This is a genomic window from Parasphingorhabdus sp. (genome assembly GCF_036568145.1).
Classification (GTDB): domain Bacteria; phylum Pseudomonadota; class Alphaproteobacteria; order Sphingomonadales; family Sphingomonadaceae; genus Parasphingorhabdus.
In genome coordinates, this window is the sequence record NZ_DATCTC010000005.1 from 55,445 (window position 1) to 69,079 (window position 13,635).

Genomic DNA, 13,635 nt, shown 5'->3' on the forward strand with positions numbered 1-13,635 from the left:
AGGTTGATTTTGTGATTCAAGCTGTTGGTTGGGTATGGAGGCCAGTATGGATGAGGCCCTATTCGACTGATTTACGAGATCGCGTTGTTGCAGCGATGGAAACCGGGAGAAGTTGTCGTGATGTTTCGTCTCATAAATGGAAATCTTTAATTGTTCGCTCATTTCACTCACGGAAGATGAAAGCCATGTCCTTTGTCGATAGAAATTAAGCAATTACGCTATGCCATCGCAGCGGCTGATACCAAAAGCTTTTCCCGGGCCGCAGCCGCATTAAACGTAAAACAATCAACTCTGAGCAAGCGTATCGCATTGCTAGAAGGTCAACTAGGTATCACTTTGTTCGAGCGAACAACACGCGGCGCAATCCCAACCGAAACCGGCAACACTTTCCTCGAAGTCGCTCGCCGGATCATCACCGATGTTGATAATCTCAAAACAACCGCCCGGTCCGTCCAATATGGCGAAGTCGGACGAATGGTTATCGGTTTTTCATCTTCGCTTTCCACTGGTCACTTGCACGTGCTGCTTGGCGATTATCTCAATCGATTCCCAGATTTGCAACTGGATGGGGTGGAAGCAGGAACCGAGCGGCTGCTAAGCGGCATCCAGTCCCGTATCATCGACATTGCTATCCACGCCGGAGAGATTTCCGATATTGGCATTTCCAAACGCTCACTTTGGTCAGAAAAGCTTATGCTTGCATTACCGGAAAACCATCCCTTGCTGGAAACAGAAAATATCCATTGGACAGATTTGCAGCAGGAAATCTTTGTCCTGCCAAGCCGTTACAGTGGGTCGGTTATTGCGGACTTGTTAGATGGGCGCATGGCTGTACACGGCTATAAAGCCAATATCATTACCCAGGAAACGGGACATGATAATATTCTGGGCATGGTTCCCTTCGGAAAATTCATCACCCTTGTCGGTGAAAGCGCTCTGGGCGCGGCGCGCCCAAGACTAGCCTATCGCGAGATCAGCGAACTCGGCGGCCATGCCCATCTTGATATTAGCGCCTATTGGCGTGACGACAATGAAAATCCTGCGCTCAAACGTTTTTTCAAACTTATCAACGAGCGTTATCCCGAGGCTGTCGGCCTCACCTGAACTTTCCTGCGCAGCTTTTTAAACTCTCGGTCCGTTGCCATAAATTTTGAAATCATCGCAACAATGAGCTTTTCTGGTTTAAGTTTTACGTCTTTATGTCCTTCACTGATCACAGCAGCATAGTCCTGCAAATCAGAATAGACTTCGGCCGGAAATTCAATTGTCATCTTGACCGGCTTATCCTCAATCACATCATCCAGTTTGAGCTTGGTCATCGCCGCTCTCCAATGGGAGCTAGTATCAAATCACGTGTGACAATCACCCGCATCGGAAAACCTGGCCTGATAGTGAGCGTCGGTTTTATACTGAGCTCTCTTCCTACAATTTGTTGCCCAGACTGGTTGACGCTATCCTGCGTTCCGCGCCGAAGGGCTCTCGTGAGATTATCATCGTTACCCGAGCCGACCTCAGCCCCAATTCCCAAAAGGCTGGAAACCAGTGCCGCCTTGAGAACACTACCCCAATGATAGTTGGTGCCATCCTGCAATCCGGCAAAGCCGCGCGCATCCGCGCCGGGCTGGCGGTCCAGCAGGATTGAGCGACCACCGGGCAGGATCAACCGGTCCCATGCCAGCAGAACCCGGTTTTGGCCAAAGCTCACATCGGCGTCATATTCGCCAATGAGCCGCGACCCTTGCGGGATCAACAATATCTGTCCCGTAGGACTGTCATAGACATTCTGCGTGACCTGCGCGGTGATCTGACCCGGCAAGTCAGACCGAATGCCGGTAATCAATGCCGCAGAAATGATACTCCCCGCCTGAATGATATTGGGACTTGCAGGCATGGACAATCGTTCACTGGAAATGGTCTGACGACTGGTCGTTCTTTGCAGAAAACCGGAGGCAGGAGTTTTTTCTCCTGTTGCGGGCGGCTGCGTATCATTACCAGTTAATGCGCCGCGCAAATCCCGTGGCGGTGTCTGATTGACAGCAGTTTTGGAACCATTCGCTTCGCCTAAAAATAAGCGGCTAAGGCGCGCCGCTTCGCGTTCTTGTAATGCTAATTGCCGCGCAGTTTCCGCATCGCTAACTTGGGACGAAGGCACAGGTGACTGCGCTCCTATCGGAGGCAATTCAACAATATCACCGCGCTGCTGCGCATCAAGAATCGGCTTGCCCAGATCTCCCGGTAATGGCGGGCCCAATTCCGGAACCTCGCTATAATCCTTTGGTGCGCCGGAAAGCCCATCCGGAAGACTGCTGGCTTGGTCAGAAAATAATTCTGTCGGCGGGGCATCGTTTGTCGATTGCAGCGCATAAGTGAACAGGCCGCCAAGCCCGATCAATATGACCGCGCTGCCAATACCGATGGTCTTGCGTGAGAGCCGCACCACCCGCGGTATCTCGCCGCGCAGTTTCAGGTTCGGTGCAGGTGAGCGTGGTTCAGTCTTTCGCTGTTTGGACTCCTCATGGTCTACCTCATTTCCAACTCCCGTCATTTGCGCGCACTTCGCTTGGCGCGGATGATCCGCACCTTTTGTTCGGATTTCTTATCGCCGAGGCGCAGTTCAGCGGCAGCAAACAGCCGGTCCACTATCAAATGCCGACCGGAGACACGAAAATTGACCAGCTCGCCCTGCCCGCTCGTTCCGATAACGAATATCGGCGGCATTTCGCCTTGAGATATGCTTTCGGGAAATTCAACAAAGGTCCGAATGCCATCATCGAAGACGCGGATTGGCCGCCAGTCCGGCTTGTCACCTTTGATATCATAGCCAAAATTGAGTGCGCCTATATTGATGCCGCTAGCAACCGGGACAGAAGCCGCGTCCCGCGCATTTTTGGCCCGTAGCGCAAACAATGCATCCTGCGGATAATTCCAGGATACCGACGCCATATAGGTAGAAGGACTAGCCGTGAGTTCTAAATGATAAGTGCGCCGGTCGGTGTTGATCACCATATTGGTCTTCAAATCATTACGTGTCGGTTTGACCAATATATGGACGCGGGATGTTGGGCCCGCCCCGCTGATGGTATCGCCGATAATCCACCGCACCGTATCGCCCGCAGCAACGGGACCGCTTCCCACCAGTTCCTCACCTTCCTGCAGCATAATATCGGTCACTTGCCCCGGGGCGGCATAGACCTGATAGAGCGCGCCATCGGCATAAGCATATTGCTGGATGGCATTAAAAAACCCGTCGCTTGCCGGTTGGACGCGCGCAGCCTCATTGGCGTTGGCAATTCGTCTGGTAGGGACAACTGGCTTTACCGATTTGCGCGATTGCCTTGCTTTGGGGACAGGTTTGAGCTGCTGGGGCAGCGGCAAGGGCACCGGCATTGCGACAATCTCAACCTGCTTGGGCGGATCGGGCACCCGCTGAGCTTGGACCGCCGCCTCATAATTAATCTTGTTAGCTGTTGCCGGATAAGACGCCAGGCAGGCCGTCGTCATCAAGACTACGCTGGAAAGCGAAAAAACCTTGCTTTGTAAAAATTTCATGATCCAAGTTCCTTTGACCAGTTGATGGCATCAATGAAGAGGCCGAGCGGGTTTTTGCGCAGGGCATCAGGCGTTCGCGGCGGACTAATTGATACGGTGAGGATTGCTGACCAGCGGCTTGTCTCTGCCAGACTGCCATCGCGGTAACGCCGCTCGGTCCAGGCGACCCGAAAGCTCGAAGGCGATGCGCGAATAACAGAGGCGACATCGACCGCGATCTGTTCCTTGCCGATATCGGCAAAGGGATCATTGGTGCGGGCGTAATCATTCAAAACCAATGCGCCCTTGGGCGAAGTGAACTGATAGGCATGAAACCAGTTGTTACGCACGATGACCGGATCAGCCGGGATGCCGCGCACGTTTTCGATAAACTTTGCCAGGTGAAATGCTATTTGCGGGTCGCTCGGCTCCGGTGGGACATCTGCTGGCCCCACGACCTGTGCTTCGCCAAATTTATCGACCTGCACCACCCAAGGCACAATCGATCCGCGCGCGCCTTGCCAGACAAGGCCGGCAGCCAGACCGCTCGACAGAAATAGCATGCCGAAAAAAGCAAGCCGCCAGTTTTTGGCTTGCACGCGAGCCGAACCGATCCGATCATCCCAGACCTGCGCGGCGCGCTGATAGGGGGTTTCTGGCTGCGGCGTTTTGCCATAACGGATTGAAGGTCTGCTAAACATGCTTATTCCTTTTCCTTGGTGTCAATGGACGCGCCTGCTCCGCCGCCATCGCCCGAACGAAGCGTATGCGCGGTGACGGTAGCGGCATGACCAACCGACTGACGGTTTTTGATGGCCTTGGCCCAGGCGGGCTGCGTAGCACCGCTTGTCCCAGCGGAAGAAGGCTCGCCCCCGCCGCTGATCGTGCCGCCTGCTGCGGTAATTGCACTGCGCCCGCCATCGCGGAAGCTCGACTTCATTGAGTCGGCGGCCTTGCGCAAAGGTGACATCGCGGCATGGCCCGCGCTTTTACCCACCGAAGCCATTCCCGATACGGCGGCAGCACCGCCGCTTTTTCCTGCTGAACCAATACTGTAAGCTGTAGTCGCACCGCCTGCGGCCTTCGCGCTGCCATGCGCCATGCCGGAGGCTGCACTTGCCGCTGCTCCGCCTGCCAGTTTTGCACCAGCAGCGGCGCCAACCGCGAGACCGCCTGCAGCCAATGCTGTGCCTGCCGCAGCACCAGCGCCAAGCTGCGGGCCACCCGAGACGATGCCGTTTGCAATGCCGGGACCAAAAATGCCGAGGCCAAGCAAAGACAGGCTAGCAAGAACAATGCCCATGACATCTTCGATTGTGGGTTCGGCTGGGCCGATGGCAGCGGTAAACTCGGTGAACAGGGTTGAGCCGATACCGACGATAATCGCGAGCACCAGCACCTTGATACCCGAGGAGACGACATTGCCCAGCACGCGCTCAGCCATGAAGGCGGTCTTGCCGAACAGCCCGAAGGGAATGAGAATGAAGCCGCAAAGCGTCGTCAGCTTGAACTCAATCAGCGTGATAAACAGCTGGATCGCAAGAATGAAGAAGGCCAGCAGCACAATCACCCAGGCGAACAGCAGGATCATGATCTGAATGAAATTTTCAAAGAAGCTGACATAGCCCATCAAATCGGCGATGGAATCGAGCAAAGGTTGTCCTGCATCGAGGCCAACCTGCGCGATTCGCCCCGGCTGCAAAAGCTCGGCCGCGCTGATGCTGCCCCCGCTGGCTTTGAGGCCTAGTCCCGCGAAGCTCTCGAAGATAATCCGCGCCAGAGCGTTCCAGTTGCCGATGATATAGGCAAAAGCTCCAACAAACAGTGTTTTCTTGACGAGCTTGGCGATAATGTCATCGCCCTCGCCCCATGACCAGAATAAAGCCGCCAGCGTAACATCAATAACGATCAAGGTGGTCGCGATAAATGCTACTTCTCCACCCAACAGACCAAAACCGCTATCAATATAGCGGGCGAATATATCGAGAAAGCGATCAACGACGCCGGTTCCGCCCATATCAATTGCCTTCCTCTATTGGAGGAATGGTGGGTATGTCAGCCAGTTCCGCCTCATCGCTCGCGGTATCTGCAGCCGGCAGCGCAACATCCTCGCGCAGCCCCGGATTGGCCGCCACGCTGGAGCGGAAGAAGCGACTGCGCATTTCTGCCCAGGCTTTGAGGCAGCGCGCATCGTCCACGCCCGCCGCTCCCAGCTTCTGGCATCGCCGCAGTTCGCTGCGTACCGGATCGTCGTCGCGTTCACCGGGCGGGACATTGATGCTCTCGGTCTTCCGCGGCGAAGGCTCTTGCATCTGGATCAACGTCATGGTGATTGCGATCCCTAGGGTGGCCGCCGCTGCAATACAGGCTAAGCTTTTCATGGACTCCGCCTAGTTGCGGAACATGGAGGCGTTGGCAGGAACATAGCCCTTCTCACCATCCATAAAACGCCGCAACTGTTCGCGGCCCTGCGCCTGCGCCGCCGCCTTTTGCGCGGCTTCAAGCGATTGTGCGCGGCCAATAGACGCCATCATCGCGGTCAGATCGGCAAGCTGCTGTGATTGCAGTGCCAGCATCTGATTGCCTGCCTGGGCCGCTTGCAAGGCACCTGATGCAGACTGGCTGGCCGTGACAAGTCGGCTCATCGAACCGCGCGCACCTTCGATATTTTGGACCGCGCCTGCCTGCACTTTGAGCGCATCTTCAAACGCCCCGACACTATTGCTCCAGCGTGAGCGCGCATCGTTGACCAGTGTTTCCTGCGAGGTATTGAGGTCGATATTTTTGTATTTTTGCGCAAATTCCTGATCGATTGCCCGGACATCATAGGCGAGATTCTGGGCTTGATTAAGCAATTGCTGCGTCTGCCGGATTTGTTGTTGCATAGGCCCGAGCACCGAGAGCGGCAAGCTGGTCAGGTTTTTTGCATCGTTGAGCAGCGAGGTTGCCTGATTTTGCAAGCCGCGGATCTGGTTGTTGATCTGTTCGAGTGCACGCGCAGCAGACAAGACATTTTGCGCATAGTTGGTCGGATCATAGACGACTATGGCTCTTGCGGGCGCAGTCGCCAACATCATGCTGGCTACGGCAACAGACGCCAAAACCGATTTTTTGAAACGCGAAGTGGTCATGGCAATTTTCCTTCCTAGGCTTGAGGGACTTTTGGGGTGATAAAACCGGGAAGCAGATCGGCCACCCAATCCAGGCCGCGGTGGCGCAGCCAGATATCGGCAAAATTGTCGGTGCCATGCTCATCAACCAATTCATCAATCTTGAGTTGATCGGTTTTTGACGATGTCGCGGCAAACGCGAGCGCGACCTCTCCAAGGCCAAGTTCGAACAGCCTATTGCCGCTCGCGCTCTGACAATAATAATCGCGTTTTGGTGTCGCCCGTGCCAAAATCTCGATCTGCCGGTCATTGAGGCCAAAGCGGCGATAGATAGCCAATATCTGCGGCTCGATGGCACGCTCGTTGGGCAGGAATATTCGCGTTGGGCAACTTTCGATGATCGCAGGTGCAATCGCACTGCCCTCAATATCGGCAAGGCTTTGCGTTGCAAAAATCACGCTGGCATTTTTCTTGCGCAAGGTCTTGAGCCATTCGCGAAGCTGGGCCGCAAAAGCCGGACTGTCGAGCACCAGCCAGCCTTCATCGATGATGATCAAGGTTGGTGAACCGTCGAGCTGCCCTTCGATCCGGTGGAACAGATAAGACAATACCGCAGGTGCCGCTGCCGAACCGGTCAGGCCTTCAGTCTCAAATGCCTGAATGCGTGCATCGCCTAGATGTTCGTTCTCGGCATCGAGCAGCTGGCCATAGGGGCCGCCCACTAGATAAGGCGCGAGCGCCTGTTTGAGGCTTTGCGATTGGAGCAGCACCGCCAGTCCCGTCAGTGTCCGTTCGGAGACGGGGGCGCTTGCAAGCGAGTTCAACGCCGACCAGATATGTTCCTTTGCCTGCGGGTCAATCACGGCGCCTTCTGATGCCAATATCGCCGCCAGCCAGTCCGCCGCCCAACCGCGCTGCGCCGCGCTGTGGATATTGGCAAGCGGCTGCAATTGAACATTACTGCCCGATGCTCCCTCTTGCTCATTACCGCTATGCAGACTGCTCCCCAGATCCTGCCAGTCCCCGCCGCAGGCCAAAGCTGCGGCGCGGATTGATCGGCCAAAATCAAAGGCAAAGATTTGCGCCTGCTCATAACGCAGGAACTGCATCGCCATCAGCGCCAGCAACACGGATTTTCCCGCGCCGGTGGGGCCGACAATCAGGGAATGACCGACATCGCCGACATGCAAGGAAAACCGGAACGGGGTCGAGCCTTCGGTTTTACCGAACAGCACAGGGGGAGCTGCAAAATGCTCGTCCCGTTCCGGCCCGGCCCACACGGCTGAGAGAGGAAGCATGTGGGCAAGGTTAAGGGTGGAAATAGGCGGCTGCCGGACATTGGCATAGACATGGCCAGGCAGACTGCCGAGCCAGGCTTCAATGGCATTCATACCCTCGGCAATGACTGTGAAATCGCGGCCCTGAATGATTTTTTCAACAAGACGCAGCTTTTCTGCGGCAATGGCGGGATCTGTATCCCACACCGTGACGGTGGCGGTGACATAGCATTGCCCGAGCATGTCCGAGCCCAGTTCCTGCAAGGCCATGTCCGCATCCGCCGCCTTGTTCGACGCATCATTGTCCAGCAGTGTCGATGCTTCATTGGTCATCACTTCTTTCAGGATAGCAGCAACCGATTTGCGTTTGGCGAACCATTGGCGGCGTATTTTGCCGAGTAATTTGGTCGCATCGGCCTTGTCGAGCATCAATGCACGCGTAGACCAGCGATAAGGAAAGGCGAGCCGGTTCATCTCATCGAGAATGCCGGGGAAGGTTGCGCTTGGAAACCCGATCACCGTGAGTGTGCGCAGATGCTGGTTGCCCAGTCTTGGCTCAAGTCCGCCAGTCAGCGGCTCGTCGGCCAGTAGCGCGTCAAGATGCATCGGGGTTTCGGGAACGCGGACATTTTGCGTGTTTGTCGACACCGTGCTGTGTAAATAGGTCAGCGTTTCCCTATCAGAAAGCCACCGTGCTTCAGGGACGAAACCTTCGATAAGCCCAAGCACCCGGTCCGTGCGATCAACAAAACTCTTTAAATGTTCGCGCGGATTGACCCCTTTTTCCGCTTTACCCTCATAGAGCCAGTTTTCTGCGCGTGCGGCATCTTCTGCTGGCGGCATCCACAGCAATGTCAGATAATAGGCACTTTCATAATGCGCGCCTTGTTCGGCAAATTGTTCGGCGCGTTCGCGCTCGACCAACGCTGAGGCCGGGTCGGGAAAAGCACTTTCTGGATAATCGAGCGCAGGCCGCCGCACCGCTTCAACAAATATCGCCCAGCCAGACCCCAGTCGCCGCAGCGCATTATTGAGCCGTGCGGTCGTGCCGACCAGTTCAGACGGCGTGGCGCTATCAAGGTCGGGCCCACGAAAACGCGCGCTGCGCTGGAAGCTGCCATCCTTATTGAGGATCACGCCTTCAGCAATCAGCGCTGCCCAGGGCAGAAAGTCAGCCAGGCTGGAGGTTTTGTGTCGATATTCACGCAGGTTCAACATAGCTGCCTCAGACTTTCAGATAATTGGGAAAGCGCATGTGCCGCCGCGCGACATCGACAAATTGCGGATCACGTTTGGCCGCCCAGACCGAAAGCGCATGGCCAATACCCCAGAGCACCAGACCGACCAGCCAGAGCCTCAGCCCAAGGCCAACCGCACCAGCCAGCGTTCCATTGGCGATTGCAAGGCCGCGCGGCGCACCGCCTAACAACATCTGCTCGGTCAGCGCGCGGTGCACCGGGACGGTGAAGCCGGGGATTGATCCGGAAGGGTCATTTTGAAAATCCATCAAACGAGCGCCCCGCCGCCAAAGCTGAAGAAGCTGAGGAAAAAGCTGCTGGCAGCAAAAGCAATCGACAGACCGAAGACAATCTGGATGAGCCGCCGGAACCCGCCTGCGGTATCGCCAAATGCCAGGGTCAGGCCGGTTGCGATGATGATGATCACCGCCATGATTTTGGCGACCGGGCCCTGGATGGACTCCAGGATCGATTGAAGCGGTGCTTCCCAGGGCATGGAAGACCCCGCCGCCTGCGCCGGGCTGCTGAGCGCGATACCAACGAACAGGACAAGGCTAGCGGTTGCCAGTCGCTCGCGGCCAAAGGATAAGCTCTTAATCATGTAGAGTCTCCGGATTTTGAAAGGGAAGTCGAAGGGCAAAGCGATGAAATCTGATATTCACCATCTGGCCCGAGCCCGTCGACGCGGGCGAGCTCTGCCAGACGGCGACCTTTTCCGTCACGGACAAGAACGGCGATGATGTTGATGGTTTCTGCGATGAGCGCGCGCGGGACGGTGACCACCGCCTCCTGAATAAGCTGCTCCATCCGGCGCAATGTACCGATGGCGGTCCCGGCATGGATCGTACCGATGCCGCCAGGATGACCTGTGCCCCAAGCCTTCAACAAATCGAGTGCTTCTGCTCCCCGGACTTCGCCAATCGGGATGCGGTCCGGGCGCAGGCGCAAAGCCGAGCGTACAAGATCGGAGAGGGTTGCAACGCCGTCTTTGGTGCGCAGCGCAACAAGATTAGGCGACTTACATTGCAACTCGCGTGTGTCTTCTATGAGCACAACACGGTCGCTGGTTTGTGCAACCTCTGCCAGCAGCGCATTGGTAAGCGTGGTTTTGCCGGTCGATGTTCCGCCTGCGACCAGGATATTTTTGCGGGTCAGCACGGAACGGCGCAATATGTCAGCCTGCGCCCCCGTCATGATATCAGCGGTCACATAATCGTCGAGCGAGAATACAGCGACGGCAGGTTTGCGGATTGCAAAACTGGGGGCAGCGACGACGGGCGGGATTAGTCCTTCAAAGCGTTCGCCAGTTTCAGGGAGTTCGGCAGACACGCGGGGACAGCCGCTGTGGATTTCGACGCCGACATGGTGTGCGACAAGGCGGATGATGCGCTCGCCATCAGCAGCGGACATTTGATCGCCGGTATCGCAAATCCCTGTCCCCAATCGGTCGATCCAGAGCCGTCCATCGGGGTTGAGCATGACTTCGATGACATTCGCATCATCAAGCCAGAGCGCAACCGCAGGACCAAGCGCAGTGCGCAGCATACGCGTGCCACGCGAAAAAGCTTCTGACCGGATGGGTATGACGCTCATATTTTGACCTCAAAACAGCTCTGCCAAGAAGTGGCGGGTGGGTGAGGTCAGGTAAGAGAGCCATTATTGGCTCATATTCAACAGCAATTTGTTTGCGTCGTAATGTAGCGCAAAAAGACAGGGGATAGCGTTGTGGCCTGCAGTGTGATTGACGCAATAATGTCAGTTCGTTCCAAATTTGCTCGAAAGCTGAAGAATTACTGATTGAACCCAGTCATCTGCTTACCATTCAATTTTCAAATATTCGCTCCAGTCCAATCCTGTGTCCGCTAAGCGCCCCATTTGCGGTCATTACAGGTCGTTTGCTGATTTACCGAAAGCGGACGCGGTTTTGCGATGGGCTGAATGGCGATTATTGAGTGTAAAGCGGACAAAAACGTTTGCTCGCTTTCAAGTCTCGTTCGGGCCGTATAAAGACTGTCTGCTTTTTAGAAAAGCTGAGAGCTTTGCCGACATTGGAGTGTGGGACACGCCCTTGACCCGTTATGGCTCGCAACATGATCAAAGAAATGAACTTTGTGAGGAACTGGCGCGACTATCAAACGCACGTTCTTGTGAAAATGAAGTCTAGAAGGGTATGTCGTCATCGTTCCGTGGGTCCGGGACGTATTCGGTAGGGCCGTGTTCGGCAATAAACCGAGCGCGTTCGAGCAGTTCATCAAAGGTAACGATTTCAGGCCGCGACGTGTTCCGTCGATAAAGTTCAAACGAGCGGAACTTCGATACATTCACCCCATGATCAGCGTAGAATTCATCAAGCGAACCGATCACTAGAAAGGATTGAGGCTCGATATTAAACAGGTCTTCGCCGGTAGGATCGCCACCCGTGCTCGTTGGTGACATCCGTTGCCCAATTTTCTCAATCGCAGCCTGAACCGTCCCTTGAACCTGCGCGGTGGCCGAGGTTGTTCGACAGATGGCCCCCATACTCCAGACCTATATTCGCTTTTGGCCAGAAGATCGGTGTCGTGCCGCTTGATCTCGACGAAGCAAAGCGAACCTATCAGGCCATGGGTTTTCATTAACCCATCGGAACGCTTGCCGGGGCCGGTTACGTCGTAACCTTGCACAATTTGCTCCAGCTTTTGATCGTCTAGTGCGGAAAGGAATTGGTAGGCGAGGCCATATCCGAAAATCCACGTGTTTGTTTCAAAGAATATTTGCCAGACGTCCTCTGGCCGACATTTCATCCGTTGCTTTTCACCCTCGAAGAAATCAGAATCAGAAAGCAGCTTCTCAAAGTGGGCCAGTTGCTTCCGACGGTATCCCAACGCGACAACATCGCGGGTAACTTCTTCACTCTGTGCGAGTTCCAGAAAGACGTCGAGGTTTTTTGCAAAAAATTGTCGCGCCTGCCCTTCATCGAGGACAATTTCGCGTAATACATCATCGGCCAGATGAACTTTGCCATCCCCGTCGAGATTCATTGCTTTGATACCCGCCACGAATTGAAGCAAGGTGTCGATCTCTGCGCCTACAAATGAAAAATGTTGTTTTTCCAATGGTCCAGACTTGCTGCTGAACCTTTGGATTGTCAGTGTTTCAATCTTCCTGTCATCGACGAAGTAGGTAGCTTTAATTTCATACCGTCCCGCAGGAGTTTGGCGTAGGATAACTTCGTCATTCACCTCAGCAAACTTCAGCCCAGGTTCGCCTTCAACGATATGTGAAGCGATTCGCAACTTCTCGCCAGTCAGTTTATTGCTGAAAGCTCTGCCGATGATGGTCTTGTCCGTTCTGCGGTCATAGAACCATTTTTGTTCGTCGTATTCTTCAGTCACGTCGCCCCCCAAAAAATCGAATTCTTGTTCAATATCCTACCCGAGAATGGTGCACAGGCGATCTCCCGCGACCAATTTGAATGTGGTTCTTGCTCTGTTCCTTTATCGCGGTAAGGTGGAAAAATGGCAAGAGCACCACAGCGAATAATCGATGCGGCATTCGTAGAGCGGATTGGACCGATCACGGCTCACGAACTGCTGACTATGCCTGACGATAGCTGGGGCCTAATCCGTGATCGAATTACGGACCGCCGGAACGGCAAAGATGGCCTCGTTGCCTGGTGTATGGCCTGCGAAAGCCCGGTCTATATTCGCACGTCGAAACTGCGGGGCATCGCACGTCCGCTCTTCCAGCACTATTCTGGCAGCGATCCGACTTGCCGCTGGTATCAGGGACGCAACCTCAAGCCTGACGATGCACGGGCGGCGCAATACCAAGGGCGGCAGGAATCCATTTCACCGCCTGATGTGCGAGCAAGTCGCGCAACTTGTCGCGCTTGATGACAGGCATAAGTTGCTATGCCCCGGGGCACTGTTTGCGCATACACATCGCGATAAAGTGATAGGTCAACAGCTAAGCGGACAAACATCTCGATGAGGGGATCAACCACAACAACAAACGGCCAAAGACATAACCGCACCCCAAAACTTTACATCAATATCAAATATCTCCTTGATCGCAGAGCTCTATCCGGAATTGACAATGCCATTGCACGCGATGTCCCCGTAACGGAGACTGTCGAGACGCCCCTCGTAGGCAAATTCACCGGTTGATACATGACGCCGGTATTGCCTACCGGTCTGGATAATCCCTCGCCGTCCCGAGTGCGACAAGATCACCTGGGCCCTGAACGCAGCCGGGATGATCCAGACCGGACGATTGTTCCTGTCCGAGCGCGCGCACCGGCTCGGTGACTTTACCGGAGAACTCCTCTGGTTCGGGCGTACCGCGCATCACAGGGTAGAACCTCCGTCGATCACAAGTTCAAGACCGGTCACCCAGACAGACAGGTCAGATGCAAGGTATAGAACCCCGTTCGCGATATCGAGCGGCTGGCCCACCCGGCCAAGTGGGTTCGCCGCATTCATCTGGGCCATGGCCGCATCC

17 protein-coding genes are annotated in these 13,635 nt (G+C 55.2%); 2 read left to right on the forward strand and 15 right to left on the reverse strand.

What is annotated here, in order from left to right; all coding sequences use genetic code 11:
• The first annotated feature begins 192 nt into the window (after positions 1–192).
• Positions 193–1,104, forward strand: coding sequence for a LysR family transcriptional regulator (locus VIN76_RS01025; RefSeq protein WP_332039953.1), 912 nt, complete (start codon positions 193–195; stop codon positions 1,102–1,104).
• On the opposite strand, the gene VIN76_RS01030 is transcribed toward VIN76_RS01025, so the two are convergent.
• The 13 genes from VIN76_RS01030 to VIN76_RS01085 all read right to left on the reverse strand — a co-directional run bounded on the left by VIN76_RS01030 (position 1,077) and on the right by VIN76_RS01085 (position 12,527).
• Entirely contained in the window at positions 1,077–1,319 is a 243-nt protein-coding gene (locus tag VIN76_RS01030; protein WP_332039954.1) for a DUF2274 domain-containing protein, read from the reverse strand. The two genes, VIN76_RS01025 and VIN76_RS01030, sit on opposite strands and share 28 nt — an antisense overlap.
• Positions 1,316–2,545 (reverse strand): TrbI/VirB10 family protein, encoded by a 1,230-nt coding sequence (locus VIN76_RS01035; RefSeq protein WP_332039955.1) that lies wholly within the window; start codon positions 2,543–2,545, stop codon positions 1,316–1,318. The genes VIN76_RS01030 and VIN76_RS01035 overlap by 4 nt, the downstream gene beginning before the upstream one ends.
• Positions 2,542–3,549, reverse strand: a complete 1,008-nt coding sequence (trbG, locus tag VIN76_RS01040; RefSeq protein WP_332039956.1) for a P-type conjugative transfer protein TrbG — start codon at positions 3,547–3,549, stop codon at positions 2,542–2,544. Before trbG ends, VIN76_RS01035 begins: the two co-directional genes overlap by 4 nt.
• Positions 3,546–4,229 (reverse strand): conjugal transfer protein TrbF, encoded by a 684-nt coding sequence (gene trbF / locus VIN76_RS01045; RefSeq protein ID WP_332039957.1) that lies wholly within the window; start codon positions 4,227–4,229, stop codon positions 3,546–3,548. Before trbF ends, trbG begins: the two co-directional genes overlap by 4 nt.
• Positions 4,230–4,231: 2 nt before the next feature.
• Positions 4,232–5,545 carry a P-type conjugative transfer protein TrbL gene (gene trbL, locus VIN76_RS01050; RefSeq protein WP_332039958.1) on the reverse strand — a complete coding sequence of 438 codons (1,314 nt, stop codon included), beginning with the start codon at positions 5,543–5,545 and terminating at the stop codon, positions 4,232–4,234.
• Position 5,546: 1 nt separating this feature from the next.
• Positions 5,547–5,909, reverse strand: coding sequence for a putative entry exclusion protein TrbK-alt (gene trbK-alt, locus VIN76_RS01055; protein WP_332039959.1), 363 nt, complete (start codon positions 5,907–5,909; stop codon positions 5,547–5,549).
• A 9-nt stretch (positions 5,910–5,918) separates the two neighbouring features.
• Positions 5,919–6,659 carry a P-type conjugative transfer protein TrbJ gene (trbJ, locus tag VIN76_RS01060; protein WP_332039960.1) on the reverse strand — a complete coding sequence of 247 codons (741 nt, stop codon included), beginning with the start codon at positions 6,657–6,659 and terminating at the stop codon, positions 5,919–5,921.
• Between the two features lie 14 nt (positions 6,660–6,673).
• Complete coding sequence (gene trbE / locus VIN76_RS01065; RefSeq protein ID WP_332039961.1) at positions 6,674–9,133, reverse strand: conjugal transfer protein TrbE; 2,460 nt, start codon at positions 9,131–9,133, stop codon at positions 6,674–6,676.
• A gap of 7 nt (positions 9,134–9,140) precedes the next feature.
• Positions 9,141–9,422, reverse strand: a complete 282-nt coding sequence (locus tag VIN76_RS01070; protein ID WP_332039962.1) for a VirB3 family type IV secretion system protein — start codon at positions 9,420–9,422, stop codon at positions 9,141–9,143.
• Entirely contained in the window at positions 9,422–9,754 is a 333-nt protein-coding gene (locus VIN76_RS01075; protein WP_332039963.1) for a TrbC/VirB2 family protein, read from the reverse strand. The genes VIN76_RS01070 and VIN76_RS01075 overlap by 1 nt, the downstream gene beginning before the upstream one ends.
• Positions 9,751–10,746, reverse strand: a complete 996-nt coding sequence (trbB, locus tag VIN76_RS01080; protein ID WP_332039964.1) for a P-type conjugative transfer ATPase TrbB — start codon at positions 10,744–10,746, stop codon at positions 9,751–9,753. The genes VIN76_RS01075 and trbB overlap by 4 nt, the downstream gene beginning before the upstream one ends.
• 567 nt (positions 10,747–11,313) lie before the next feature.
• Complete coding sequence (locus tag VIN76_RS16235) at positions 11,314–11,610, reverse strand: Shedu anti-phage system protein SduA domain-containing protein (protein ID WP_414696243.1); 297 nt, start codon at positions 11,608–11,610, stop codon at positions 11,314–11,316.
• Complete coding sequence (locus VIN76_RS01085) at positions 11,517–12,527, reverse strand: Shedu anti-phage system protein SduA domain-containing protein (RefSeq protein ID WP_332039965.1); 1,011 nt, start codon at positions 12,525–12,527, stop codon at positions 11,517–11,519. Before VIN76_RS01085 ends, VIN76_RS16235 begins: the two co-directional genes overlap by 94 nt.
• 123 nt (positions 12,528–12,650) lie before the next feature.
• Here VIN76_RS01085 and VIN76_RS01090 point away from each other — a divergent pair, with 123 nt between their 5' ends.
• On the forward strand, positions 12,651–13,028 hold the full coding sequence (locus tag VIN76_RS01090; RefSeq protein ID WP_332039966.1) for a hypothetical protein: 378 nt from the start codon (positions 12,651–12,653) through the stop codon (positions 13,026–13,028).
• A 292-nt stretch (positions 13,029–13,320) separates the two neighbouring features.
• On the opposite strand, the gene VIN76_RS01095 is transcribed toward VIN76_RS01090, so the two are convergent.
• Both VIN76_RS01095 and VIN76_RS01100 read right to left on the reverse strand, forming a co-directional pair.
• Positions 13,321–13,485 (reverse strand): hypothetical protein, encoded by a 165-nt coding sequence (locus VIN76_RS01095; protein ID WP_332039967.1) that lies wholly within the window; start codon positions 13,483–13,485, stop codon positions 13,321–13,323.
• The gene (locus VIN76_RS01100; RefSeq protein ID WP_332039970.1) at positions 13,482–13,625 is read right to left on the reverse strand and encodes an SDR family oxidoreductase; all 144 of its coding nucleotides are present in this window, start codon (positions 13,623–13,625) and stop codon (positions 13,482–13,484) included. Before VIN76_RS01100 ends, VIN76_RS01095 begins: the two co-directional genes overlap by 4 nt.
• Between the last annotated feature and the right edge of the window lie 10 nt (positions 13,626–13,635).

Excerpts from the sequence above, each read along its gene's own strand:
- VIN76_RS01030 (WP_332039954.1), bottom strand. The coding sequence starts at position 1,319 with ATGACCAAGCTCAAACTGGATGATGTGATTGAGGATAAGCCGGTCAAG.
- VIN76_RS01035 (WP_332039955.1), bottom strand. The coding sequence starts at position 2,545 with ATGACGGGAGTTGGAAATGAGGTAGACCATGAGGAGTCCAAACAGCGA.
- trbG (WP_332039956.1), bottom strand. The coding sequence starts at position 3,549 with ATGAAATTTTTACAAAGCAAGGTTTTTTCGCTTTCCAGCGTAGTCTTG.
- trbF (WP_332039957.1), bottom strand. The coding sequence starts at position 4,229 with ATGTTTAGCAGACCTTCAATCCGTTATGGCAAAACGCCGCAGCCAGAA.
- trbL (WP_332039958.1), bottom strand. The coding sequence starts at position 5,545 with ATGGGCGGAACCGGCGTCGTTGATCGCTTTCTCGATATATTCGCCCGC.
- trbK-alt (WP_332039959.1), bottom strand. The coding sequence starts at position 5,909 with ATGAAAAGCTTAGCCTGTATTGCAGCGGCGGCCACCCTAGGGATCGCA.
- trbJ (WP_332039960.1), bottom strand. The coding sequence starts at position 6,659 with ATGACCACTTCGCGTTTCAAAAAATCGGTTTTGGCGTCTGTTGCCGTA.
- trbE (WP_332039961.1), bottom strand. The coding sequence starts at position 9,133 with ATGTTGAACCTGCGTGAATATCGACACAAAACCTCCAGCCTGGCTGAC.
- VIN76_RS01070 (WP_332039962.1), bottom strand. The coding sequence starts at position 9,422 with ATGGATTTTCAAAATGACCCTTCCGGATCAATCCCCGGCTTCACCGTC.
- VIN76_RS01075 (WP_332039963.1), bottom strand. The coding sequence starts at position 9,754 with ATGATTAAGAGCTTATCCTTTGGCCGCGAGCGACTGGCAACCGCTAGC.
- trbB (WP_332039964.1), bottom strand. The coding sequence starts at position 10,746 with ATGAGCGTCATACCCATCCGGTCAGAAGCTTTTTCGCGTGGCACGCGT.
- VIN76_RS01090 (WP_332039966.1), top strand. The coding sequence starts at position 12,651 with ATGGCAAGAGCACCACAGCGAATAATCGATGCGGCATTCGTAGAGCGG.
- VIN76_RS01100 (WP_332039970.1), bottom strand. The coding sequence starts at position 13,625 with ATGGCCCAGATGAATGCGGCGAACCCACTTGGCCGGGTGGGCCAGCCG.